The 24901-nt window shown below is 44.0% G+C and carries 19 protein-coding genes, 1 tRNA gene and 1 other RNA gene; 12 read left to right on the top strand and 9 right to left on the bottom strand.

The features are described 5' to 3' along the window. The first annotated feature begins 159 nt into the window (after positions 1–159). Positions 160–3966: a PVC-type heme-binding CxxCH protein gene (locus tag P2W84_RS17265; RefSeq protein ID WP_276091413.1), complete on the top strand. Its 3807-nt coding sequence runs from the start codon at positions 160–162 to the stop codon at positions 3964–3966. A 51-nt stretch (positions 3967–4017) separates the two neighbouring features. Next, entirely contained in the window at positions 4018–5994 is a 1977-nt protein-coding gene (locus P2W84_RS17260) for a glycoside hydrolase family 97 protein (RefSeq protein ID WP_276091412.1), read from the top strand. A gap of 113 nt (positions 5995–6107) precedes the next feature. Here the strand turns inward: P2W84_RS17260 and P2W84_RS17255 are convergent, their stop codons facing one another. Further along, positions 6108–7151 carry an aldose epimerase family protein gene (locus P2W84_RS17255; protein ID WP_276091411.1) on the bottom strand — a complete coding sequence of 348 codons (1044 nt, stop codon included), beginning with the start codon at positions 7149–7151 and terminating at the stop codon, positions 6108–6110. A 135-nt stretch (positions 7152–7286) separates the two neighbouring features. Between P2W84_RS17255 and P2W84_RS17250 the strand changes: the two genes are divergently transcribed. From P2W84_RS17250 to P2W84_RS17230, 5 genes are all read left to right on the top strand, one after another. After that, positions 7287–8438, top strand: a complete 1152-nt coding sequence (locus P2W84_RS17250; RefSeq protein WP_276091410.1) for a galactokinase — start codon at positions 7287–7289, stop codon at positions 8436–8438. A 6-nt stretch (positions 8439–8444) separates the two neighbouring features. Beyond that, positions 8445–8978, top strand: a complete 534-nt coding sequence (locus P2W84_RS17245) for an RNA methyltransferase (protein ID WP_276091409.1) — start codon at positions 8445–8447, stop codon at positions 8976–8978. Positions 8979–9095: 117 nt separating this feature from the next. After that, the gene (locus tag P2W84_RS17240) at positions 9096–9641 is read left to right on the top strand and encodes a YdeI/OmpD-associated family protein (protein ID WP_276091408.1); all 546 of its coding nucleotides are present in this window, start codon (positions 9096–9098) and stop codon (positions 9639–9641) included. A 45-nt stretch (positions 9642–9686) separates the two neighbouring features. Further along, the gene (locus tag P2W84_RS17235; protein ID WP_276091407.1) at positions 9687–10484 is read left to right on the top strand and encodes a metallophosphoesterase; all 798 of its coding nucleotides are present in this window, start codon (positions 9687–9689) and stop codon (positions 10482–10484) included. Further along, the gene (locus P2W84_RS17230) at positions 10471–11070 is read left to right on the top strand and encodes a hypothetical protein (protein ID WP_276091406.1); all 600 of its coding nucleotides are present in this window, start codon (positions 10471–10473) and stop codon (positions 11068–11070) included. The genes P2W84_RS17235 and P2W84_RS17230 overlap by 14 nt, the downstream gene beginning before the upstream one ends. A 79-nt stretch (positions 11071–11149) precedes the next feature. On the opposite strand, the gene P2W84_RS17225 is transcribed toward P2W84_RS17230, so the two are convergent. Then, positions 11150–12616, bottom strand: coding sequence for a glutamate synthase subunit beta (locus tag P2W84_RS17225; protein ID WP_276091405.1), 1467 nt, complete (start codon positions 12614–12616; stop codon positions 11150–11152). A 3-nt stretch (positions 12617–12619) separates the two neighbouring features. Further along, positions 12620–17131 carry a glutamate synthase large subunit gene (gene gltB, locus P2W84_RS17220; protein ID WP_276091404.1) on the bottom strand — a complete coding sequence of 1504 codons (4512 nt, stop codon included), beginning with the start codon at positions 17129–17131 and terminating at the stop codon, positions 12620–12622. Between the two features lie 373 nt (positions 17132–17504). Here gltB and ffs point away from each other — a divergent pair. Further along, positions 17505–17604: signal recognition particle sRNA small type (gene ffs, locus P2W84_RS17215), an RNA gene on the top strand. A 139-nt stretch (positions 17605–17743) separates the two neighbouring features. Further along, complete coding sequence (gene fsa, locus P2W84_RS17210; RefSeq protein WP_276091403.1) at positions 17744–18409, top strand: fructose-6-phosphate aldolase; 666 nt, start codon at positions 17744–17746, stop codon at positions 18407–18409. A gap of 55 nt (positions 18410–18464) precedes the next feature. Here fsa and P2W84_RS17205 read toward each other — a convergent pair whose 3' ends face one another. Both P2W84_RS17205 and P2W84_RS17200 read right to left on the bottom strand, forming a co-directional pair. Further along, the gene (locus P2W84_RS17205) at positions 18465–18815 is read right to left on the bottom strand and encodes a DUF2200 domain-containing protein (protein WP_276091402.1); all 351 of its coding nucleotides are present in this window, start codon (positions 18813–18815) and stop codon (positions 18465–18467) included. A 44-nt stretch (positions 18816–18859) separates the two neighbouring features. Then, entirely contained in the window at positions 18860–19774 is a 915-nt protein-coding gene (locus P2W84_RS17200; RefSeq protein ID WP_276091401.1) for a LysR family transcriptional regulator, read from the bottom strand. A 98-nt stretch (positions 19775–19872) separates the two neighbouring features. On the opposite strand from P2W84_RS17200, the gene P2W84_RS17195 reads away from it, so the two are divergent. Further along, a complete protein-coding gene (locus P2W84_RS17195) occupies positions 19873–20490 on the top strand; it encodes an NAD(P)H-dependent oxidoreductase (protein WP_276091400.1) in 618 nt (205 codons plus the stop codon). Positions 20491–20495: 5 nt separating this feature from the next. On the opposite strand, the gene P2W84_RS17190 is transcribed toward P2W84_RS17195, so the two are convergent. The 4 genes from P2W84_RS17190 to P2W84_RS17175 all read right to left on the bottom strand — a co-directional run bounded on the left by P2W84_RS17190 (position 20496) and on the right by P2W84_RS17175 (position 23760). Next, positions 20496–21605: an acyltransferase gene (locus tag P2W84_RS17190; RefSeq protein ID WP_276091399.1), complete on the bottom strand. Its 1110-nt coding sequence runs from the start codon at positions 21603–21605 to the stop codon at positions 20496–20498. A gap of 17 nt (positions 21606–21622) precedes the next feature. Beyond that, positions 21623–22588 (bottom strand): glycosyl hydrolase, encoded by a 966-nt coding sequence (locus P2W84_RS17185; RefSeq protein ID WP_276091398.1) that lies wholly within the window; start codon positions 22586–22588, stop codon positions 21623–21625. Positions 22589–22742: 154 nt separating this feature from the next. Continuing rightward, a tRNA-Lys gene (locus P2W84_RS17180) sits at positions 22743–22815 on the bottom strand. 114 nt (positions 22816–22929) lie between these two features. Further along, the gene (locus tag P2W84_RS17175) at positions 22930–23760 is read right to left on the bottom strand and encodes an alpha/beta hydrolase (RefSeq protein WP_276091397.1); all 831 of its coding nucleotides are present in this window, start codon (positions 23758–23760) and stop codon (positions 22930–22932) included. 68 nt (positions 23761–23828) lie between these two features. On the opposite strand from P2W84_RS17175, the gene P2W84_RS17170 reads away from it, so the two are divergent. Next, positions 23829–24356 carry an HAD family hydrolase gene (locus P2W84_RS17170; protein WP_276091396.1) on the top strand — a complete coding sequence of 176 codons (528 nt, stop codon included), beginning with the start codon at positions 23829–23831 and terminating at the stop codon, positions 24354–24356. An 80-nt stretch (positions 24357–24436) separates the two neighbouring features. Then, entirely contained in the window at positions 24437–24847 is a 411-nt protein-coding gene (locus tag P2W84_RS17165) for an Rrf2 family transcriptional regulator (RefSeq protein WP_276091555.1), read from the top strand. The last annotated feature ends 54 nt before the right edge of the window (positions 24848–24901 follow it).

The raw sequence follows: 24901 nt of genomic DNA, 5'->3' as shown, positions 1-24901 counted from the left end.
ATTGCGTCAACTCAGATTTTAGGTTCCTGCACACTGGGTACTCATTGTGCATAATTATAATACAAGTACATGGTATCAATAACTTACAGCAGGAAAGCGCCCACTTGTATATACAAATTTTTAGCTTATATTTAAGCGACCAAATGTGATCCTGAAACCATGTTAAAACCAATTTTATTATTTACCCCACTCCTTTTCCTGCTTTGGGTGGGGTCTTTTTTCCTTGACCTGACTCCATATGACAACAATACGCTGGAAGCAGTACAAAATGAAGAAAAGGGAACAATAACAATTATCCGTAAAGACAACGGACAGACCGTACTTACGCAACATGCCGAAGATGATATGCGTCCATACATCCATCCGATCGCATCTCCTGACGGTAAAGGTGTGCTTACCGAGTTTAGTCCGGCGCACCATAAACATCAGACTGGTCTCTACTGGGGGCTGACAAATGTCAACGGCAGGGATTATTTCAGTAACCCAGGTAAGGGTTTCTGGAAAAGAGTTGCTGCCAGGATCACCGAAAAATCCGGGCCAAATGTAAGATGGCAAACCGTCTATGATCTGCTTGATGAGAAAGGTGCAACACTGATGACGGAAATACAGAATTGGAAAATGGAGCTTGAAAACGACAAGTTTCTGCTGACGCTGGAATGGAAGGGAGAGGCCAAAACTGATCTGACCATAGCAAAATATCCTTATGGCGGGTTGTTTTTAAGAATGCCCTGGAAACCTGGCATTGATGGGGAGGTCGTCAATGCGGCCAGGCAGCGTAATGAAAAGGCTGAGGGCCAGCGCTCGACATGGGTAGATATTGCAATGCAGGTAGAAGGCCGGACAGACCGGGCGCATATTGCCATATTTGATCATCCCGGAAACAAAGGCTATCCTCAAAAATGGCGTGTTGATCATGAACTTGGTGTCGGGCCTGTCCGCATGCACGATGCTGACTGGACAATGAAAGCGGGGGAAACAGAAACCATCAACCATCAGCTGATGGTATATACGGGTGCCTTCCACGACCTCGAACTCAATACGGCATGGGCAAAATTTGCCGGCAAGGATCCGTCATGGGCAACCGTAGATCTTTGGGCACTGGCCAAACAGGAAGGAATGGACGCCAAATTCCTTACTCCTGAAGAGGCCGTGCAGGCAATGACACTCAAAGATGGTTACAAAGCTGGTGTATTTGCTGCAGAACCCATGATCACACAGCCAATGGCATTCTGCTGGGACGATAAGGGCAGACTCTGGGTAGCCGAAAACCGGGACTACGAGTCGAGGTCCGCCGGATTCTCTAACGATGGCAACAGCAGGATTGTCATTCTTGAAGATACCGACCATGATGGCAAGGCTGACACAAGAAAAGTATTTGCAGATGGCATCCCTTTTCCCGCGGCGATGGCCGTAGGATTCGACGGCGTATTTATTGGTGCTCCGCCTAACCTGCTGTTCATACCCGATAAGAATGGTGATGACAAGGCAGATATGGAGAACATCGAGGTCCGTCTGACAGGCTGGGGCATCCGGGACCGTCATGAAACATTAAACAGTTTTCACTGGGGACCAGATGGATGGCTGTATGGATGCCAGGGATTTGCGACACCGTCCAGGATAAGAAAGCCCGAAGGCAAGGGAAAACTCTACAGTCACAAAGAGCCTTTTCCTGATGACGATATCCTGAAAGGAGAAGGCGTAGACATCAATGGTGGTGTATGGCGTTACCACCCACTTAAAGACAAATTTGAAGTAGTCGCCCATGGTTTCAGTAATCCATGGGGTATTGATTATGATGCTAACGGACAGATCTTCATCACCGCATGTGTAATACCGCATCTCTGGTATATTATTCCAGGTGGTATTTATCACCGCCAGGGTGGACAACACTTCAACCCCTATACCTATGCCGATATCCGAACGATAGCAGATCACAGTCACCGTTCCGCACATGGAGGTGCAAGTATCTATCAGTCAGACGCATTTCCGGAAGATCAGCAAGGGAGGATCTTCATGGCAAATATTCATGAGCATGCAATACTCACCGATATCCTGAAACCAAGGGGTTCGGGATTTACGGGAATTCACGGTGAGGATCTGATGGCTGCCAACAATGCGCAATGGGTAGGTTTCAGTACATCTGTGGGCCCGGATGGCAATCTCTATGTACTTGACTGGCACGATGCCGATATCTGCGGAGGCTCGGTACTCAACAAGGAAACCGGGCGCGTGTTCAGAATTGCGCCTAAGGAAACACATGCTGTTGATTTTAAGAACCGGTATGCTGATCTCAGCAAGCTTTCTGATAAGGAACTGGTAGGGCTTCAGACCAGTAAAAGTGACTGGCATTCCCGAAGGGCCAGACTGATCCTGCAAAACAGGGCGGCGAAAGGCAAGTTGAAAAAAGGAACGCTGGAATCGCTGCGACAGTTATTTACACAAGCCACATTACCAGAACATCGGCTAAAGGCGATGTGGGCACTGTATGTTTGCAACGGGCTGGACAAGCTCCAACTGCTCAGGGCACTTAACGATCAGGAACCTTATGTCCGTGGCTGGGCAGTTCAGTTCCTGTCGCAAGACAACATACCTGATCCCGAAACCATCACCAAATTTGAGCAGCTTGCGAATACGGACCCCTCCCCTGTTGTCCGGCTTTATCTCACCTCAGCATTACAGCGGATTCCGCAGTCACAACGATGGACGCTTGCCGGTAACCTGATACGCCATGAAGAAGATGAGCAAGACTATAACCTCCCGAAAATGCTGTGGTATGGCATAGAACCTCTTGTGGCTTCAAATCCCCGCAAAGCATTGGATATGGCAGCCAGCGGTAAATTAAGTATGATCAGGAAATTTACCGCCAGACGCATAACCGATGCTGAGTCTACAAATGAACTTGTAACCTGGATCGGCGGGCAAACGCGGGTAGATACCGCAATCATAACAGGAATGCGCGATGGTCTGGAAGGAAGGACTGACCTGAAAACGCCTGCCGGTTGGAAGGTGGCTTATCAGAAATTGCAGTCTCAGGGAGATCGGAACAAGCAATTGTCATTGGAAATTGCACAGTATTTTGGGGATACCGAGGCAGCCGCACAATATTTCACCACATTAAGAACTGCAACTGCGCCAGAACAGGAGCGTAGAAAGGCCTTGCTGGCGCTTTCGGCCCAGCAGCGCCCCGAGTTGCTAAAGGATCTGCCCAGGTTACTGGACGACAAGGCGCTGCGTAGTGATGCCATTAAAGCCATTGCCAGCTATGACGATGAAAATGTTGCCCGGTTGCTTTTGAAGAAATACCCCCAGTTCAGCGAAAAGGACAAGGCATCAGCTATTGAAACACTGGCCTCAAGGCCAAAGTCCGGCTGGTTGCTGGCAACTGCGATCAAAGACAAGATGATAGAAAAGCGCGATGTCCCCGCCAATGTTGCCAGGCAGCTGAGAAGGGTTGTAGGAAGTGGTTTTGTAGAAATCTGGGGTCCCATAGACCAGTTGCCTTCCAATGAACTTGCTTATAAGAAGTATCGTGAATTGCTGACGCCGAAGGCCCTGGACAAGGCTAACCTGGTTAAAGGCCAGCAGCTTTTTATGCGGACTTGCGGAAGTTGTCATAAAATGTATGGGAATGGTGGAAACATAGGACCTGATCTCACTGGTTCCAATCGCTCAAAGGTAGATTACTTGTTGTTTAACGTTATTGAACCCAGTGGCGAGATTCAGGATGACTATAAACTGGTGGTCATTACCACCAGAGACGGACGCACCTATTCAGGCAATATCATTTCAGAAAACGATCGGCAGATGACGATGCGTATCGTAGGACAGGATGCAGTCGTGATCAATAAGTCGAACATACAGTCACGCGAGGTCATGCCGGTATCTATGATGCCCAACGGGCTGTTTGAAACACTTACCAATACCGAAATTATTGATCTTGTTGGTTTCCTGAGCAGGTCAAAATAGTATAGAATTTGCTACCTTAGTGGCGCACACTAATAACAATTACAGCACACTATGCCAAAACCAGCGAAACAAATTTTCAGGAAATTTCTGATCATGGTGCTTACCATATCAGGTTTGTATGCTCAGTCAAACGCCCAGGGACAATCTAAAGCCTTAAGTTCCCCAGATGGCAAGACGAAAGTAACGGTTACCGTTACAGACAAGATCTATTATAGCATTATCTCCGGCGAAGAGACGCTTCTGGACAAGAATTACCTTTCTCTGTCGCTTCGTAACGAAGTGCTGGGCAGGGCTCCAAAAATAACCACTGCAAAAACGGGCAAAGGTACGGGTACCATTAAACCTGACTTTCCTGTAAAATTCTCGACAGTCAGTAACAATTACAATTCGTTATTACTAAACTTTAAGGGTGATTATGCTGTAGAGTTCCGAGCCTACAATGAGGGAGTTGCCTATCGTTTCGTTACCACTAAAAAGGGTAGCGTCGATGTAATTAACGAAGAAGTAGCGTTAAATTTCCCTCGGGATTACACACTGCATCTTCAGCAGCCGGGCGGCTTCAAAACCTCTTATGAAGACAACTACACCACCGTCAGCTCAGCAGACTGGAAGGCTGACAGTAAAATGTCTAACTTACCTGTATTGATCGACACCAGGAAACAGCATAAGATACTAATCAGTGAATCTGACCTTTCTGACTATCCTTGCCTGTTTCTGAAAGGAACCGGTTCCGGTGCAACAGCGACGTTTCCGAAAGCGCCGCTGGAATTTGGTGAGGATGGCGACCGTAGCCAGAAAATCCTTAAAGAGGCAGATTATATAGCCCGTACAAATGGTACGAGAAGTTTTCCCTGGCGGTATTTTGTAGTTACAGATAATGACACCCAGATCATTGAAAATACCATGACTTTGAAACTCGCTGCTCCGAGCGCGTTGAAGGATGTTAGTTGGGTAAAGCCTGGGCAGGCAAGCTGGGAATGGTGGAATGATGCCGCACCTTATGGTCCTGATGTCAACTTTGTCTCGGGGTATAATCTGGAAACCTACAAATATTATATAGACTTCGCATCGAAATATGGCATCAAATATATCGTGATGGATGAGGGCTGGGCCAAGGATACGCGTGATCCCTATACCCCTAACCCAAAGGTAGACGTCCATGAACTGATCCGTTATGGCAAGGAAAAAAATGTGGGTATTATCTTGTGGCTGACATGGCTGACTGTACACAATCACATGGATCTCTTTAAGACGTTCAATGAATGGGGTATAAAGGGCGTCAAGATCGATTTTATGGACCGGAGTGACCAGTGGATGGTCAACTATTATGAAAACGTTGCTAAAGAGGCGGCGAAACATCATCTGTTTGTAGACTTCCACGGTGCTTTCAAACCTGCTGGTCTCGAATATAAGTATCCAAATGTGATCTCTTACGAAGGTGTAAGAGGAATGGAGCAAATGGGAGGCACAAAGCCTGATAATAGTCTGTTTCTTCCTTTTATGCGGAATGCGGTAGGTCCTATGGACTATACACCGGGTGCGATGCTGAGCATGCAACCTGAAGTATACAGAGCTGAACGGCCAAATGCGGCAAGTATTGGTACAAGGGCTTATCAAATGGCCTTGTTTGTTGTATTTGAAAGTGCTTTGCAAATGCTGGCCGATAATCCTACATTATACTACAGAAATGCAGATTGTACAGAATTCATCACAAAGGTACCAACGACCTGGGATGAAACCCGTGCACTGGAGGCAAAAGTTGGCGAGGTCGCGATTGTAGCTAAGCGCAAAGGTGAACAGTGGTTCATCGGAGGTATCTGTAATGGAAAGGAAAAGGAAAGGAACTTTAGCCTTAAGCTTGATTTTCTGAAACCAGGTAAAACCTACACCATTACTTATTTCGAAGATGGCATTAATGCCGGACGCCAGGCAATGGATTACAGAAAGAAAACGAAACAGGTAAAATCCGGAGATCAGCTGGACGTCAAGATGGTACGTAACGGTGGGTTTGCTGCCGTATTGAATTAGAAATATCTTATTCATAGAAAAGGCACCGGATCGGTGCCTTTTCTATTTAGCCGGTAAACAGTTACTGGAACTTAGAAAACACTAACGCAATGCAGAGCAGCAGGCAATAACGGTTAAATAGAGGTCAGGCCGATCTTAAAGATGGTGGTCTGGTGGTATTCTTCTCCGGGACGGAGTACCGTGCCCGGAAAAGCAGGAATATTTATGGCATTTGGATGGTGCTGTGTCTCTACGCAAAATCCTTCGAATGCATGATAATCTTTACCTCCTTTCGCATTTCTGACATTAATATATTTGCCTGTATAAAAATGCGCAATCGGCTCTGTGGTATACACAGATAAGGTGAGTCCGCTTTCGGCTTCCGAAGTTTCTGAAGCCAGGGTGAGCGTTCCATATTCCTTATCCAGTACATAGGTCTGATCGTAACCTTCCTGGGCATTCCAGTCCTGTGCTATTGGCTTAGGGCCCAGAAAGTCATGAATGGTACCTTCTACTGCAACAAGCTTTCCTGTTACTACATAGTTACTATCCTGCTCCAGATAATAACTGGCAGGCATATGGTGAATGTGGCTGCCTATGTTACCACCCTTCGGAGAGAGGTTGAAGTATCCGTGATGGGTAAGGTTAATAGCTGTTGGAATATCTGTCGTTGCCTTATAATCCAGAATTAATTCATTTTCGTCGGTAAGCTTAAACGTCAATTGTACAGCAAGATTTCCCGGAAAACCCTCTTCACCATCCGGACTTAAGTACTGTAAAGTGACGCTGGGATCAATTGTAGGAAGTATATCCCATACCCTCCGGTCAAAACCCCTGAGTCCGCCATGCAGGCAATCACTGCCATTATTCTGCGCAAGCTTAAAGGGTACACCATCAATACTGAACTCACCATTTTTGATGCGATTCGCATATCTTCCGATAACTGCCCCGAGGTAAGGATAGTTTTCTAAATAATCCGTCTGTACATAATCCTCAAAATCATCCAAGCCAAGCACAATATCTTGCTTTTCCCCGTCTGCATTAACAACAACAAACTTACTGACTATGGCTCCGTAATTGTAGATTTTAACATAAGTTCCCTTATTGTTTGTCAGTTCTACAGCCAATATTTCTTTGTTGTCTATTACTTTTCCGGTCTTGATGAGCTTCGCGTTCATAAGTGATTTTAATACTATTTATTGGTTCTGTTTTAGCGGATACGGGTACATAATTGTATATTAGCCCGCTTAAAAATTACAGCAATAGTATCAATACTTTATCGAAACTAAAACATAAATCTGAAATATATTACAATGAAAGCTGAACTAACCGAGAAATTCCAGGAAAAATACGGCAGGATACCTGCAGCCCACTACTTCACTCCTGGCCGGGTTAATCTCATTGGCGAACATATTGACTACAACGGCGGCTTGGTAATGCCCTGTGCGGTTACGTTAGGAACCTGGTTAGCACTTGCCCCGAACCATGAGCAAGTGATCAGGTTTTCCAGCATGAACTTTAGTGAACAAGCTGAAATACCACTCTCAGACAGCTATACAAAGACAGGCTCCGAATGGTTCAATTATCCATTAGGGGTTTTTAACGAGATACAGCAAAAGCACGAAATTACCACAGGTTTTGATTTACTGTTCTTTGGCAATATTCCCATTGGTTCCGGACTTTCTTCATCTGCTTCCATAGAAGTCGCTATGGCTTATGCCCTGAACCATTTCCTCAACCTGGGTTATGAGAAGGTGGAGATACCTTTACTGGCCCAAAAGGTAGAAAATCAATTTATCGGTGTAAATTGCGGCATCATGGACCAATTTGCCGTTGCTTTCGGCGAAGCACATAAGGCCTTAATGCTTGACTGTGATAGCTTGAAACATAAGGTCGTAGACTGTAACCTTGGCGATTATAAACTGGCAATCATAAACACCAATAAGCCGAGGAAACTGGCCGAGTCAAAATATAATGAAAGGGTATCGGAGTGCCAAGCGGCACTAAAGGCACTGAATACAGAGATCAGGCTTAACAATCTATGTGAACTGAATGCTGAAAAATTCGCTTTGCATAGCCATCTCATAACTGACGGAACGGTATTGAAGCGGGCTACACACGTAATTAAGGAAAACGATCGTGTACATTCTGCTGCGAAAGCACTGAACGAAGGCAATATTGAGGAATTTGGCAGGCTGATGTATGCTTCTCATCAATCATTAAAGGACCTCTATGAAGTTACAGGTCCGGAATTGGATGCCGTTGTTGAATTTGCGACAGGGTACCAGCATGTTGTAGGTGCACGCATGACCGGTGCCGGCTTTGGCGGATGTGCAATTGCATTACTTAAAAAAGGCCAGGAAGAAGATTTTACAGAGAACCTGACCTCTTTTTATACAGACCTGATCGGTTATGCACCAACCGTATATTTCAGCGAGATTGGAAATGGTGCTTCTGAAATATAACTTGCTTTGAAAAAACTAAAACTGGACGAACTGAACCGCGTCGATTTGCAGGGCTACAAGGAGCAGGAAAAGCTGCCCCTTGTAGTAGTGCTGGATAATGTCAGGAGTATGCATAACGTGGGTTCTATATTCCGTACAGCAGACGGGTTCTCCTTGTCAAAGATTATCCTTTGCGGAATTACAGCAGTCCCACCCCATCGTGAAATTGAAAAAACTGCTCTTGGAGCAACATTATCCGTTGATTGGGCTTACTCTGAAAGTACCCTTGAAGCTTTAACGGAATTACGCTCGAATGGATATCAGATCGTTGCTGTTGAGCAGGCCTCCGGAAGCATCATGCTCAACAACTACATGCCCGCCATCTCGGGTAAATATGCGCTTATATTTGGCAATGAAGTAAACGGAGTAAGTGACGAGGTGATGCAAGTCGTTGATGAATGCATAGAAATACCTCAGTTTGGCACAAAGCATTCATTCAACATTGTAGTTTCAGCAGGTATTGTCCTTTGGGATTTCTTCGCTAAATTGAAGCTGAATTAAACAAAAACGGAAAATTCGGTACTGAAAAAGCTATATTTCAAGCCAGGGTTTAACATACTCCTGGCCAACAAACCTGAAAATGGAAATTTCGAACCCGGAGCTTCATCGGGGGTCCATATGGTTACCGACAGCAGCATGTCCTTTGATGGTCTGTTGATCTTTGTTAGGAACAGTGCTGAATTATCTAATGCCCTTGAAATCTGGGCACCGCATATCGATGGTATAAAGATCGTATGGATTGCATATCCCAAAAAGGATTCGGGTATTCCCAGCGATCTTAAAATGGAAAAATGGAGCGAATTCGAAGATTATAAGCTGACCCCATGCGGATCAGCAGCGATAGACAGTACCTGGACCGCTCCTCGCATTAAACCTATAGACGCTGTAAAAAAATCAGGTACCGGCAACGCTCAGATCAGGACTAACTCCTTCTCAGAGTACATTAATGTAGAACTTAAAAAGGTCATTCCACCTCCGGATCTTGAAAAAGCTTTGATTGCGCATCCAGCTGAGGCTGAATTTTTCAATACACTTGCTTACTCCCATAAAAAAGAGTATGTGCTTTGGATACTTACAGCAAAGCAAGAGAAAACCAGGATTGCAAGGATCAATAAAACAATTGAAATGTTAAGATCGGGTAAAAAAAGCCCTACGATGAATTAGCCCTGACAAACTTTACCGGAATAATGGTGTTTTTTGCACATATATATGAGAGCAATTCTACCATTACTGATCTGCCTGTTGGCGGTCACCGGTTGTAATCACTTTGAATTCAGCCCAAACCAGGCATTTGACAGGATATCCCTGGAAAACATCAACGCAACCAACCTGCAAAGATTGGGCAAAGGCGAAAATGATAACACCGTTCGCTTTATTCTTACCGGTGACACTCAAAAATCCAGAGACGAGACTGTTGCTTTTGTCAAAGCAGTTAATGCCCGAAACGACATCGATTTTGTCGTACTGGACGGTGATATATCTGAGTTTGGTGTCCTTAAAGAAATGAACTGGATCTCCAGATCGTTAACCAAACTCAAAGTCCCTTATGTAGCGGTGATTGGAAACCACGACGAAACGGCGCGCGGCAGGGAAGTATTCTTGAAAATGTTCGGAGAGCTCAATTATACTTTTGTTTATGGAGGTATCAAATTTGTTTGTCATGACAGCAATAGCAGAGAATATAATTTCAATGGAAAAGTACCGGATATTTCCTGGCTTAGAAATGAGCTCAAACCGGAGAACGGGGTTACCGGATATATAGCAATTTCACACGTGCCAGCCAATTCAGTTGACTTCGACGGCGATCTTTTAAATGAGTACACCAGTACCTTTGCCCAAACGACCGGCTTCCTGGCTTCCTTACATGCACATGCACACAATTACCAGTTGTTCTACCCAGGTAAATCAGGCATTCCCTACATAATTACCAGTGCCGTACAGAATAACGAATTTCTTTTGGTACAAATTATCAACAACAAACTTACCTTCGAGCGTGTCTACTTCTAAAATAAAACTGTTCCTCCCGCTTCTGACATTGTTTACACTGGAATCCTCAGCACAAAAACTTAAATTTCTGATTCCCGATCAGGCCATCATACAATATGCCGGCAGCATTGGGTATTTTAGCGGTGGGGCCAGTTACGACCTGTTTCCTAATAAACGTGGCAATCTTGATCTGATGTATGGCTTTGTTCCCGGAAATAAAGGTGGCGTATTGAATATTGCAACTGTAAAAGTTGCCTATAAGCCCTGGAGCATCAGTTTAAAAAACTGGGGAAATTTCTATCCGTTCAACCCCGGCATGTTCGCTACTTATACATTTCATGAAGACCTGTCCTTCAAATTCCCGGGTGGCCAGTATTCACACGACTATTATTACTGGTCAGAAGCGCTCAGGCCTCATCTCGCCGTGAACAGTGAAATTTCCGTTAAGGCGGATAAATTATTAAAAAACACCGGTATAAAAACGGTAGGAGTGTACATCGAGGCCAATACCAATGATTACTACCTGATCAACTATCTGCAGAATATGTCTGCACTTACCTTCGATGACATTTTTCAGCTGGGTATTGGTATGCGGATCAGGTTCTGATAAAGGTACCTAAAAGAAAATGCCCCGGATATCCGGGGCTTTTCTTATCTAAACGGTTAAAAATACACTAAACCATTTATTATGCATAAGGAATTCCATCCTTTGATGGCAGGCTGCTATGCCCCATCAGGTATTGGTCAACTTTACGTGCAGCTTCCCGGCCTTCAGAAATTGCCCAGACAACCAGCGACTGACCACGGCGCATATCACCAGCCGCAAAGATTTTGGCTATATTGGTTTGATACTTACCTTCTTCAGCTTTTACATTACCTCTGTTGTCCAGTTCAACACCCAGGTTTTCCAGCAAGCCTTCTCTCTGAGGGTGCAGGAATCCCATGGCCAACAATACCAACTGGCAAGGCAACTCACGTTCAGATCCCGGTTTCTCCTTAAAGTTCAAAGGACGGCCGTTTGCATCAATCTCCCATTCTACATCTACAACTTTTACTGCACGCAGATTTCCGTTTTCATCTTTCAGAAACTCCTTTGTATTCACACCCCAGCCTCTCTCGCACCCTTCTTCATGAGAAGTAGTCACTTTCAGCAGCATAGGATACGTGGGCCATGGCATATTTGAGGTCCGCTCCGAAGCTGGCATAGGCATAATCTCAAACTGGGTCACAGATTTTGCGCCCTGGCGATTAGACGTACCGATACAATCGGAACCAGTATCTCCCCCACCAATTACAATGACATCTTTTCCCGTAGCCAGTATTTCCTCTCCTTCAATTCCGAAATTTCTCACACGCTTATTTTGCTGTTTCAGAAAATCCATAGCAAAATGCACACCCTTTGCATCTCTTCCTGTTGCAGGTAAATCACGCGGAATCGTAGAGCCTCCGGCCAGGATAATGGCCTGGTTTTCTCTTAACAGGGTATTCAGTTCTACATTTACGCCCACATTTGCATTGCATTTGAATACAACACCTTCTTTCTCCATCAGCGCGATACGGCGGGCTACTATATCCTTTTGCAGCTTAAAATCTGGGATACCATAATTCAATAACCCGCCTGGAGTATCATCACGTTCATAAACCACTACTTCGTGACCGGCCTTATTTAGCTGAGCAGCAGCGGCCATACCTGCAGGGCCCGAACCGATAACCGCAACTTTTTTACCTGTGCGGATCAACGGGGGTTCAGCTTTAATATATCCCTTACTGAAAGCGATCTCAATAATGTGCCTTTCTATCTCTTCAATAGATACCGGCGCTTTATTAATCCCCAACACACATGCAGACTCACAAGGCGCCGGACATATTCTGCCGGTAAACTCAGGAAAGTTATTGGTACTCAACAAAATAGTTGTTGCAAGATGCCAATCTCCCTTATATACCGCATCATTGAACTCGGGAATCACGTTACCTAACGGACATCCCGACTGGCAAAACGGCACCCCACAATCCATACATCTCGCAGCCTGTCGGTTTACTTCTTCCTTTGCGAGCTCCTGTACAAATTCATTATAGTGTTTTAAACGCGCTTTAGCATCTTCTTTGCCAGGAGCGGTCCTTTCATATTCTAAAAATCCAGTTACTTTTCCCATGGCTTAAGATATCGTAAGTTTGTTGGTTTTGTTCATTAATACTGCTTTGTATTCTTTAGGGAATACCTTGATAAAATGTGCAGACTGAGTTGCCCAGTCGCTGAGTAAGAACTTGGCAATGTTGCTGTCCGTGAGCTGAACGTGTAGCTTTAATAAGTGATTGATCCGCAACTCATCCTGTTCATCAAGCGGATCAAGATCAACCATTTCCTTATTACATTTACCCGCAAATTCACCTTTTACATCATATACCCAGGCTACACCACCGCTCATACCGGCCGCGAAATTGCTTCCCGTATCACCAATCACCAGCACTTCTCCCCCCGTCATATATTCACAACCATGGTCACCCAATCCTTCAACAACAGCCGTTGCACCTGAATTTCGTACCGCAAAACGCTCGCCTGCTTGTCCTCTTACGAACAACTCTCCTGAAGTGGCACCGTATAAGGCAACATTACCGATGATGATATTTTGCTCAGGTACATATTTTACTTCCGGGAATGGGTAGATAGACAACCGTGCACCGGAAAGTCCTTTTCCTACATAATCATTACCTTCTCCTTCCAGTTGCAGTGAAATTCCTTTGGTAGCAAATGCACCAAAACTTTGTCCTGCAGATCCTTTAAATTTGAAATTGATCGTATCCTGTGGTAAGCCCTGGCTCTTGTAAACCTTAGAAACTTCATTAGACAACATCGTACCAATAGAACGGTTCGTATTTTTCACTTCAAATTCACAATATACCGGTTCTTTAGATTCCAGTGCAGGACGTGCGGCTTTCACCAACTCATGGTCAAGTATTTCGTTAAGACCATGGTCTTGCACCTCTGTATTGTACAGACTAAGGCCGTTATCTGGAGCTTTGAAAAGGATTTTTGAAAAATCCAGATCCTTTTGCTTCCATTCCGTCTCGTCGATATTACGCACAGTCAGCAGGTCCGCCTGTCCAACCATTTCATTTACAGTCCTGAAGCCCAGTTCAGCCATGATCTCCCTCAATTCCTCAGCGAGGAAACGGAAGAGGTTCACGACATGATCAGGTTCACCGGTAAATAGTTTTCTTAAGTTGGGATCCTGGGTAGCTACACCAACAGGACATGTGTTCAAATGGCATTTGCGCATCATGATACATCCTGCAGTTACCAGCGCAGCAGTAGCTACACCCCACTCCTCAGCACCCAGCAAAGTAGCAATCGCAATGTCCCGGCCGGTTTTTAACTGACCATCTGTTTGTAATACTACCCTGCTTCTCAATCTGTTTTTTACAAGTGTCTGATGAGCTTCGGCAAGGCCAAGTTCCCAGGGAAGACCTGCGTGTTGTATAGAAGTCAAAGGAGAGGCACCAGTTCCGCCGTCAAATCCTGAGATCAGGATCACATCGGCATGAGCTTTAGCCACACCCGCAGAAATTGTACCTACTCCGGCTTTGGAAACGAGTTTTACATTGATCCTTGCTGCCCGGTTCGCGTTTTTCAGATCGAAGATCAGCTGAGCTAAATCCTCGATAGAATAAATATCGTGGTGCGGAGGAGGAGAAATTAAACCAACACCCGGGGTAGAGTGACGGACCTTTGCAATCCACTCATCTACCTTATGACCCGGTAATTGACCACCCTCTCCTGGCTTTGCGCCCTGAGCCATCTTAATCTGCAATTCATCTGCATTGGTCAGATAATAACTGGTCACACCAAAGCGTGCAGACGCTATCTGCTTAATAGATGAACGCATGGAATCGCCATTTGGAAGCAGTTCATAACGCAGTTCATCTTCACCACCCTCTCCGGTATTACTCTTTCCGCCAATTCGGTTCATCGCAATAGCCAGTGTGGAATGTGCTTCATGAGAGATTGAACCAAAAGACATCGCACCGGTTGCGAAACGCTTCATAATGCTTTCTATTGGCTCAACTTCACTTAATGGTACAGAAGGTCGGGTGTATTTAAAATCAAACAAGCCTCTTATGGTATAAGCCTGCGTCGTCTGGTCATTAACCAGCTTTGCATATTGCTTATATATAGTATAATCATTTCTGCGTGTGGAATTCTGCAGCAAATGGATAGTCTGGGGATTGAATAAATGCTGTTCACCCTTACGTTTCCACTTATAGTTTCCTCCCGTAGGTAAGATAGCATCCGGACGGTTAGCCAGCTTAAAGATACGGTTATGTTTAATAAGGGTCTCTTTTGCAATCTCATCAAGGCCCAGCCCACCGATACGTGAAACCGCACCAGTAAAATACTTGTCTACCACAGCCTTATTGATACCCAGTATTTCAAAAATCTGCGCACCGTGATAAGACTGCAAGGTAGAAATGCCCATCTTGGAGAATATCTTTAATAAACCGCTATTGATCGCATAAATATAATTCTTGATCATCTTCTCAGGAGTCATTTCCAACTCCTTTTCAAAACCCGTAATGGTTTCAAGCGCCAGATAAGGGTTCACCGCAGTTGCACCAAAGCCGATCAATGTTGCAAAGTGATGTACTTCCCATGCGTCACCCGCCTCCACAACAATACCTACTGCACCACGATGGCCTTTACGGATTAAATGATGATGAACTGCAGATACAGCCAATAATGACGGAATGGCCGCATGTTCAGAATCCAGAGCGCGGTCAGAAAGAATAATCACCTGAAATCCGTCTTCAACTGCATCAACTGCATAACGGCAAAGCCTGTCCAGACCCCGCTCTAAGGAGCCAGGTTTTCCATCGGCCCTGAAATAACTTTGCAAGGTTTTCGATTGGAATACACCTGTATCTATACTTCTTAGCTTCTCCAGTTCCATATTCGTTAATACCGGATGTTTGATCCCCACGCAGTGGCACTGCATTGGGTCCTCCTCAAGAATGTTCCCGTTATTGCCCATGAAACCTGCCAGGCTCATGACCACCTTTTCCCTGATCGGATCTATAGGCGGGTTAGTTACCTGTGCAAACAGCTGCTTAAAATAAGAAGCCAGGTGTTGAGGCTTTTGTGAAAGCACCGCTAACGGAATATCTGTACCCATAGAACCGATAGCCTCTTTGCCTTCCTGCGCCATAGGCTTCAGTAAAAGATCCACATCTTCCCTGGTATAGCCAAATACCTGCTGATATCTGAAGATAGATTCTTCTGAGAGGTTGCTGAATACCAGCCTTGGCTCCGGTAACTCCTCAAGCCTGATTGCGTACTTATTGATCCAGTCACCGTAAGGCTTGCTTCCGCAAACTTGTTTTTTTATTTCTTCGTCACTGATGATCCTGCCCTGTTCCATATCCACCACAAACATCTTTCCTGGAGTCAGACGTCCTTTTTCAATAATCCTGGATTGGTCCAATACAAGAGCACCCGCTTCTGAGGCCATGATCACACGATCATCTTCTGTAATTGCGTACCGTTGCGGACGTAAACCATTCCTATCCAGTGTAGCGCCGATGATGTTTCCATCTGTAAACGAAACCGCTGCAGGACCATCCCAGGGCTCCATTAAAGTTGCGTGGAACTGATAGAACGCTTTCTTTACTTCGTCCATATCCTCATTGCCGTCCCATGCTTCGGGGATCAGCATCATCATCACGTGTGGCAGTGAGCGGCCGGAATGCATGAGCAATTCCACCACATTATCCAGACATCCTGAGTCAGAATTGGTCTCATCAATCACAGGCAACAGGATATCGAGTTCCTGAGGAGTAAAATAGGACGAGGCAAATGACTTTACACTGGCGCGGAACCAGTTCAGGTTACCCTGCAGTGTGTTGATCTCGCCGTTGTGCGCAATATAACGGAAAGGCTGTGCAAGCCGCCATGATGGAAACGTATTGGTTGCAAAACGTGAATGCACCAGACCGAAAGCCGAAACGACACGTTTGTCACTAAGCTCAGTAAAATAACTTCTCACCTGCAAAGAGGTAAGCTGCCCTTTATAAACAATAGTCCTTGAAGAAAACGACGCAATATAAAATTCACCATTTATCCCCTTGACAGTGTTGTTTATTGTTTTAATCAGATAGTTTTTAAAAACATACAGTTTACGCTCGAAATCAGCTCCCAAAGCCACCGAGTGAGGTCTTGCTACAAAAACCTGCTCCATCTCTGGCTCCACAGACAAAGCCATATCACCAATACCTTGTGTATTGGTAAGCACCTTTCTGAAACCCAGAATCTCAAGTTCCAGCTTCTCTGCTGCACGATAAATAATTTCCCTGCACTCCTCTCTTGCTTTCACATCTTTGGGTAGAAAAAGCATTCCAACGCCGTAGTCTCCGGATTCATTCAGGCTGAACCCGATCTTCAGACATTCATCATAGAAGAATTCATGTGGTATCTGAATCATAATACCGGCACCATCTCCCGTATTGATTTCGGCGCCAACTGCCCCCCGGTGATCAAGATTTTCAAGAATGGTTATCGCATCCGAGATGATCTGCTGTGACTTTCTGCCTTTTATGTGGGCAACAAAGCCAATACCACAAGCATCATGCTCAAAACGCTGATCATATAACCCTTGGTTATCTTGTGATTGTTCCATAAGTCCGTTTAAATATTTAGTTTTGGTATAGTGTATTTACGACACTAAGATACGAGAAAAAATCGACGAATTATAATATTTTCATATTTTTTCCAAATTGGGCTGCAGTTTCCAAAATATACCATGCATAATTGCCATATTAACAAGCATAGAAGGCTAAAATTATGACATTCACAACGCCGCTATTTAGAATCATTTTAACTGACAAATAATTATCTCTTAATAGGCATTCTGCAAAATCTGCTGTCCATGAATAAAACCACAGATGCTCCAAAGTTCTTAGCACCAACTCTTTAATTTAAAAATAGCAAAAAAAGCCAAATAAAACCTATTTAAGTTTTTGTAAATTGATGTCTTTTCCTACATTTGCGCCGGGCAAGTCTTTTACGATCAGCTCCCTTTGAACTCCCCCAGGGTGGGAACACAGCAAGGGTAGAAGGTTGTAGCGATGCGATAAGAGGTGCTTGCCCTTTTTTTAAACTCTGGCAGCTCATTCCTTTTATTATTCCGGTTTCTTAAAGGACTTACCGTCTAAAATCCTTAATTTCGTGACGTAGCGGTACCAGCAGTATCGTTTGAACTTTAACCAATAAATTAAAACATAAAACAGATATGAAATTCTTCATTGACACTGCAAACCTCGACCAGATAAAAGAAGCGCAGGATTTAGGTGTACTTGATGGTGTAACCACCAATCCGAGCCTGATGGCCAAAGAAGGCATCACAGGAGAACAAAATGTACTTAACCACTACAAGGCCATCTGTGCGATCGTAGATGACAATGTAAGTGCAGAGGTCATTTCTACTACATATGAAGAAATGATCAGAGAAGGTGAAGCCCTTGCTGCTTTAGATCCTAAGATCGTTGTAAAGATTCCCATGATCAAGGACGGTGTTAAAGCGATTAAATATCTTACCTCAAAAGGGATAAGAACAAACTGTACACTTATCTTTTCTCCGGGACAGGCTTTACTGGCAGCAAAAGCAGGCGCAAGCTACGTATCTCCCTTCCTCGGTCGTTTGGACGATATTTCTACAGATGGTCTACAATTAATTGAAGATATCAGGATCATTTTTGATAATTATCAATACAAAACAGAGATCCTGGCTGCATCCATTCGCGGGCCGCTTCATATCGTAAACTGTGCCAAGATAGGCGCAGATGTAATTACAGGACCACTTTCAGCAATCACAGCATTACTGAAGCACCCATTAACAGACACAGGCCTGGCGCAATTCCTTGCCGACCATAAGAAAGCAGCAGAAGCCGCTAAATAAATTCAGCAGGACTGACATAATAAAAAAAAGCCCCGGATACATCCGGGGCTTTTTTTTATTTTCTTAAAATCTTTTCCATTGTCTTTCCCTTGGCCAGCTCATCTATCAGTTTATCCAGATAACGAACCTTCCGCATCAGTTCATCTTCTATTTCCTCTATACGATAACCACAGATCACACCAGTGATCTTCGAACTATTTGGATTCAGCTGAGGAGCCTGATTAAAAAAGGTCTCAAAATCCGTTTTATGCTCAATATGCTTTTGTAAGGTCTGTTCATCATAACCTGTCAGCCAAAAAATGATGTCATCAACCTCAGCTTTTGTACGGCCTTTTTTCTCAGCCTTTTTTATATAATGCGGATAAACACTCGCAAAGGACATTTTGTAAACTCTTGAATTATCCATATCAAACAGATTAATTTCTCCTGTAATCTAACATTTTTTGTCTATTATTTTTGCGAAACCAAATCCCATTTCTTTTCCAGCAATCCCTCAAGTTGTACGATTTCCTCTTTATACATGGTTTTCTTTCTTGTTCCGAAGTAAAGTATATTTTCAAGCGGGTTACTACCTTCCCATACTTGCTTTATCTTGCCCGAAGCCATGGCTTCAGCACAAAGAAAATCCGGAACTATTGAAAACCCCACTCCATCACCGAGACAGCGAATAATTGAACTGATATTAGGAACAATGAAGTTAGGGCTAAAATCAGGATGTTCACCAAAATGTTTTTTCCAGAAGTTTCTGAGGTGGTCCATATCGGCAGCTGTACTATACCAGAGTTGCTGCTTCAGCAAATGAGCAGCCTCCTTTATTTTACGTGCATGCAGCAGGTTTTCTAATTCCAGCGTGTTGGTTTTACTGCCCGCAACCAATACTATTCTTTCTTTAGAGAACGGCCGGTATACCAAATTCTGCTGATCTCCTCTTTGAGGCGTGATAATCAGATCCAGCAGACCATGATCAAGATCATGCTGCATTTGGGGATATTCACCAAATTTAATGATAAGATTAAAAGGTAAACTTGAAATATGTTCCTCCAGAGTGTATTGAAAAGTTTCGAAACACATCCCTACACTGATAGTCACTCTTTCCTCCTGCGAACGCTTATGAAAATGCTGCTCACCGGTTTCCAGTTTCTTTAAAGGTTCCAGTATGTAGTTATATAAGAGTTTTCCTTTTTCAGTTGGCACCATTTTCCGAGCTGATCGATCAAACAATTTATATCCTGTAAACGCTTCCAGTGAATTCAAATGCAGACTTACACCTGGTTGAGAAATAAATAATTCCTGTGCTGCCGCAGACAGCGTGCCGGTTTCATAGATTGCTTTAAACGTTCTAAGCCATTCTAAATTCCATTTCATACTATCATTATTATGATACAAATATACAATTTAAGTTGTTTTGATAATATAAATATCTGATAGAAATTTGCAGTATCAATAATTTAAATTATAAAAAAATGAAGGTATTTATCATTAATGGAGGTCAGGCCTTCGCCCATTCAGGCGGCACGTTCAACAATACGCTAACAAACTGGACGACATCTTTCCTGAGTAAAAATGGATTTCAATTCCGCGTTACTAACATAAATGACGATTTCGACGCATTGGCCGAAGTAGAAAATTTCAAATGGGCAGATATTGTCGTATACCATACACCTATTTGGTGGTTTCAGTTACCCAACCGCTTGAAAAAGTATATAGATGAAGTTTTTTCTGCAGGCCATCAGAACGGCATTTACGCGAGCGACGGGAGAAGCAGGAGAGATCCTGAAGTTAATTACGGAACAGGAGGCTTAATGCAATCTAAAAAATATATGGTAACCACCACCTGGAATGCGCCAGATACGGCATTTACGCTGCCTGGCGAATTCTTCGACCAGAAGTCGGTCGACGATGGTGTATTATTCGGCTTTCATAAGATGAATCAGTTTGTCGGCATGAGCAGAATTCCAGGGTTCCATTTCCACGATCTGGAAAAAAATGCGACAAGAGAACGCCTGGACGGCTATTATAAGGATTATAACCGCCATTTAGGCGAAGTACTCCTTTCGCTAAATTCGCACGTCCCCGCTTAACATGCTTATCCGAGCTTTTTCCTCATCCATTTACGAACAGGCTCATCATACCACTTCAGACTGACGTAAGCCAGAATGATACTACCTGCCAATATCAGCAATGCATAAGGCCAGGCCTGCACGATGGTCATGCCCTTGTGGTTGCTGATCCAGGCCACGTAAAAATACACCAGAGGATAATGTACCAGGTAAAGCGGATAGGATATATCACCCAGGAATTTGCAGACCTTATATTCCGTCTGGGAATGTACTACACCACTGGCACCAAGATAAACAATCAATGGAAAAACAATGATGATGCACACAGATTCATAAATCCCGTTCATCCAGACATGCTCAGCCCCACCTATGCGCGGCATATATAAGACAACAGCGATCAAAATACTGCACCAAAAAAAAGCATGACGAATACGTGTGGGTTTAGCTATTCTTGAAAGCAGCAGACCTGCAAAGAATGGATACATTGTCCGGGTGATCCCTATACGTACCTGTTCCATGTTTAACGTCCAACCTCCGCTTACATCTCCATTAGGGCTCGTAATGGCCATATGAGCCAATGCGATTGCCGCAACCAACACCAAAATACCCAACGCTTTTTTAGAGAATTTTCTGACACCAATAGCATACAGTATATTGGCTACATATTCAAAGAACAAGGACCAGCCAACGCTGTTAAGCGGATGCATTTCTTCCCAGCCTCGTATATCCAATGATAGCGGAACAGGCAGAATAGTATAGCCGATGAGCATCACCAGCAACATTTTCCAAAGAGGGATAGTATGAATGAGTGGCCAGATCGTTGAATCTGTGAAATAGAACCCGATTGCGCCAAGGGTCATTCCTAATATCACCATAGGTTGAAGCCGTTCGATCCTGCGTTTAAGGAAAGTACCGGCAGTCATCTTATGCCAGCGGTCATCATAAGCATAGCCAATCACAAAGCCAGACAACAGAAAGAAAAAGTCAACCGCCAGATAGCCATGATTGACCAAAATATCCAGGTGCCCGGTCCCCAGCGGCTCAGTCAGGTGAAATGTTACAACGATGATGGCTGCGACACCTCGTAATCCATCTAATATCGGGTAATGCGGCTTTGTAGTAGCTATGATTTCCATTGAGTTTATGACCTGCCTTATTTTTGACGGAATTTTCTTGCTTGTTCAGCCCGGATCCTCAGTCTTTCTAATGACTTTGGTGTTTTATCAAGAGTTGTCAGTATACCTCCGTCTTCAAGATTGAAATAGCACACGTATTTACACCCATATTTATTTGTCTTCGCCCAATCGTAAATTGCATCGATATATTCCGGAAAGTCATTCAGACCTCGGGAATCGTCAATTCCTTCTTCTTTTACAGCAACATTACCCCATTCACCAATACATACCGGTTTAGCATGACTTGCCGCAAAATCCGCTTGCCATCTCAGCATATAGGGATCATTAAGAATACGGTTTAAAACCTCTTTCTTTGTAGGGTTTGTTTTACCCCAAACCATTCCATAAGTGTCCGACCCAATAATATCAACATATGCATCACCCGGATAGAAAGGCTCCGGATCAGGGGCTCCCGCATTTGTACACCAGACAATTTCTAACTTTTGCCCTTTGACAGCCTCAGACATGAATCCTTTTCTTATAAGAGGGATTGCCCGTTGCCAGGATTGTACGAAAAGCTGAGCCTGCTGCTTGACAGGATGCATGTTAAACTCCCACCATATTCTGGAGAAAACAGTCATCGTACCATACTTCGCTAGATTTTTTCCTAGTGATAAATATATGCTGTCATGTTTACCATCTACAACTTCCTGAAGTAACTTATTAATTTCTTCTGGCATATCAGTAGGGATTAATGGGGTACCGACATCAACAGCTCTCTCGAAATGGTCATTTTTCCATTTCGGAAGTCCACTCTCTTCAGCCCACATCCAGTTGCCATCCCTAAGATCCTTCCATGAGTTTCTGCCCATCCACGTACCAAACACATCTTGCCGGATTCCGTAATGCTCAATACTCTTGCCGCTAGATCCTGTAAGAGTCCTGGTTTGTGCGTCGCAAATACCCGTAACAAATAATGCCAGTATTAAAAGTTTTAGTTTCATTAGCGATGTCTGTATTGAATTTTGAACTTATTCACCGTATCCTGTGCTGTAATCAAGGGTGATTTACTCCATCGTCCTAAAATAGGTAGAACCCTAAGTAACAGCGAGCTATACAACATAAAAAAAGGACGACCAATTCTGATCGTCCTCTTTGTGATCCCGCTGGGATTCGAACCCAGGACCACTACATTAAAAGTGTAATGCTCTACCAGCTGAGCTACGGAATCATCGTTCTTTCGAACATTTTCCTTTAAGCGTTTCGTTTAAAGTGGTGCAAATATAGAAGTACGGAACATATTCTCCAAATTATATCCGAACAAAATATATAACCACACTGATTGTTAACCGATAAAATTAATAAGCAGCTGGTTCAGTTCCGATTTATGGGTAATAAACAATCCATGTGGCGCCCCTTCAATACGATAATAAGCCGCATTGGGAAGCAAAGAAGCGGTAATATCACTGGTTGCATTGATCGGTACGATCTTATCTTCATCACCATGTACGATCATTACCGGTATTGTAATCGTGCTCAGGTCAGTTCTGAAATCCGTTTCTGAAAAAGCCCGTACACAGTCAACAGTAGCCTTTGGCGAAGCCACAACAGCAAGCCCGTGCATCCAGTCCTGTATTTCCTGGCTTACCGGTTTATTCAGCAGCGCCTCCCCAAAAAACTGCTTGCCAAACTCCGTAAGAAAAGCCGGCCGGTCATCCCTGATATGAACAATCATTTCATTAAACACCTCTCCAGGTACGCCCTCCTCATGTCCGTCAGTTTTCAGCAGCAAGGGCACAACAGTGCTTACCAGTATAGCCTTTGAAATACGTGAAGCGCCATATCTGCCCAGATAACGGACAACCTCTCCCCCGCCCATCGAAAAGCCTGCAAGTATCACATCATTAAGTTCAAGCGTAGTAATTACCTGGTGCAGATCCGCCGCAAAAGTATCGTAATCATAACCAGTCCAGGGCTTATCAGATTGTCCGAAGCCCCTCCTGTCATAGGCAATACAACGGTAGCCGGCGTCAGTAAGCGCAGCAATTTGATACTCCCACATCTCGTGCGATACAGGCCAGCCGTGAATAAGTATAACCGGGCGCCCCGATCCATAGTCTTCAAAGAAAATATTTACAGAAGAAGGATTAGCAGGGTCTTTCTTGATATAAGGCATAATAATTCAATTAAGTAAGATATAATCTGTTAACAACATCCATTAAATGATTGTTTATATTTGAGCCGATGAACAAAGCTATCTTTTTAGACCGTGACGGAGTACTAAATCGCGAAAAATACGATTACATTACCAAAACAGAAGATTTCGAAATACTGGAATATCAGATTCCACCCTTAAAAAAATTATATGAGGAAGGTTATCTGCTGATCATCATAACAAACCAGGGTGGCATCGCCCAGCAGCGCTACACCGAAGAAACCCTGGCCGAAATGCACCATCTGCTCGGGCAGAAATTTCTTAAAGCCGGTGCAGAAATTACTCATGCTTACTATTGTCCCCATCACCCTACCATTTCCGGAGATTGCAGCTGTCGCAAACCCAAGTCAGGCATGATACTGGAAGCAATAGCTACCTATAATATAGACCCTGGGCTTTCAGTCATGATCGGCGACAAACCGAGAGATGTGGAAGCTGCCAACGGTGCTGGTGTAAAAGGTATTTTGATTGCGCCCGACGAGCAGATTGATTACAGCATGGTAAAAAAAGTTCTTGCTGGCGAAACCTACGCAAACCTGAGTTCCGATTTCAGCTAATTTCCCCACTGGGTCTGATGCCATTAAAACTTACAATTGACTGAATATAAATGTAACATAATTTATTACATTTGTACCTCATGAACAACACAAGGTTTGCTACAGCTATTCACATCATGACACTTCTGGCCAAAAGTCCGGATGAGTGGCTGTCATCAGATTGGATTGCAGGGAGCATAAATATTAATCCTGTGATGGTTAGAAAAGAGATCGGCATCCTCCGTGAAGCAGGTCTGGTAGAAAGCCGAAAGGGAAAAGATGGAGGCTGTCAGCTTTCCAGATCTGCACAGGCCATTTTCCTGTCTGAAATCTTCAGTGCGGTCAAAACAGCAGAGCTACTCGGCAGAAAAAATCAGCAGCCCAATCCGAAATGTAATATTGGTAAAGACATCAATCAGCGTCTAAATAGCCTTTTCAATGAAACCGATCATATAGTCAGCCAATTTCTGGGCATGAAATCTCTCGCTGACTTTTCAGCACAATTCACATAGTTTTTTTTGGCTCAAAATGTAACAAATTATATTACAATATAAATAAACACATAC

This window comes from Pedobacter sp. JY14-1, from assembly GCF_029269825.1.
GTDB lineage: Bacteria > Bacteroidota > Bacteroidia > Sphingobacteriales > Sphingobacteriaceae > Pedobacter.
The sequence above is the reverse complement of the archived record's forward strand: the minus strand, read 5'-3'. Positions and strand labels throughout refer to the sequence as shown.

Coding starts and splice junctions, on each gene's coding strand:
- P2W84_RS17265 (WP_276091413.1), top strand. CDS start 160: ATGTTAAAACCAATTTTATTATTTACCCCACTCCTTTTCCTGCTTTGG.
- P2W84_RS17260 (WP_276091412.1), top strand. CDS start 4,018: ATGCCAAAACCAGCGAAACAAATTTTCAGGAAATTTCTGATCATGGTG.
- P2W84_RS17255 (WP_276091411.1), bottom strand. CDS start 7,151: ATGAACGCGAAGCTCATCAAGACCGGAAAAGTAATAGACAACAAAGAA.
- P2W84_RS17250 (WP_276091410.1), top strand. CDS start 7,287: ATGAAAGCTGAACTAACCGAGAAATTCCAGGAAAAATACGGCAGGATA.
- P2W84_RS17240 (WP_276091408.1), top strand. CDS start 9,096: ATGGTTACCGACAGCAGCATGTCCTTTGATGGTCTGTTGATCTTTGTT.
- P2W84_RS17235 (WP_276091407.1), top strand. CDS start 9,687: ATGAGAGCAATTCTACCATTACTGATCTGCCTGTTGGCGGTCACCGGT.
- P2W84_RS17225 (WP_276091405.1), bottom strand. CDS start 12,616: ATGGGAAAAGTAACTGGATTTTTAGAATATGAAAGGACCGCTCCTGGC.
- gltB (WP_276091404.1), bottom strand. CDS start 17,131: ATGGAACAATCACAAGATAACCAAGGGTTATATGATCAGCGTTTTGAG.
- fsa (WP_276091403.1), top strand. CDS start 17,744: ATGAAATTCTTCATTGACACTGCAAACCTCGACCAGATAAAAGAAGCG.
- P2W84_RS17205 (WP_276091402.1), bottom strand. CDS start 18,815: ATGGATAATTCAAGAGTTTACAAAATGTCCTTTGCGAGTGTTTATCCG.
- P2W84_RS17200 (WP_276091401.1), bottom strand. CDS start 19,774: ATGAAATGGAATTTAGAATGGCTTAGAACGTTTAAAGCAATCTATGAA.
- P2W84_RS17195 (WP_276091400.1), top strand. CDS start 19,873: ATGAAGGTATTTATCATTAATGGAGGTCAGGCCTTCGCCCATTCAGGC.
- P2W84_RS17190 (WP_276091399.1), bottom strand. CDS start 21,605: ATGGAAATCATAGCTACTACAAAGCCGCATTACCCGATATTAGATGGA.
- P2W84_RS17185 (WP_276091398.1), bottom strand. CDS start 22,588: ATGAAACTAAAACTTTTAATACTGGCATTATTTGTTACGGGTATTTGC.
- P2W84_RS17175 (WP_276091397.1), bottom strand. CDS start 23,760: ATGCCTTATATCAAGAAAGACCCTGCTAATCCTTCTTCTGTAAATATT.
- P2W84_RS17170 (WP_276091396.1), top strand. CDS start 23,829: ATGAACAAAGCTATCTTTTTAGACCGTGACGGAGTACTAAATCGCGAA.
- P2W84_RS17165 (WP_276091555.1), top strand. CDS start 24,437: ATGAACAACACAAGGTTTGCTACAGCTATTCACATCATGACACTTCTG.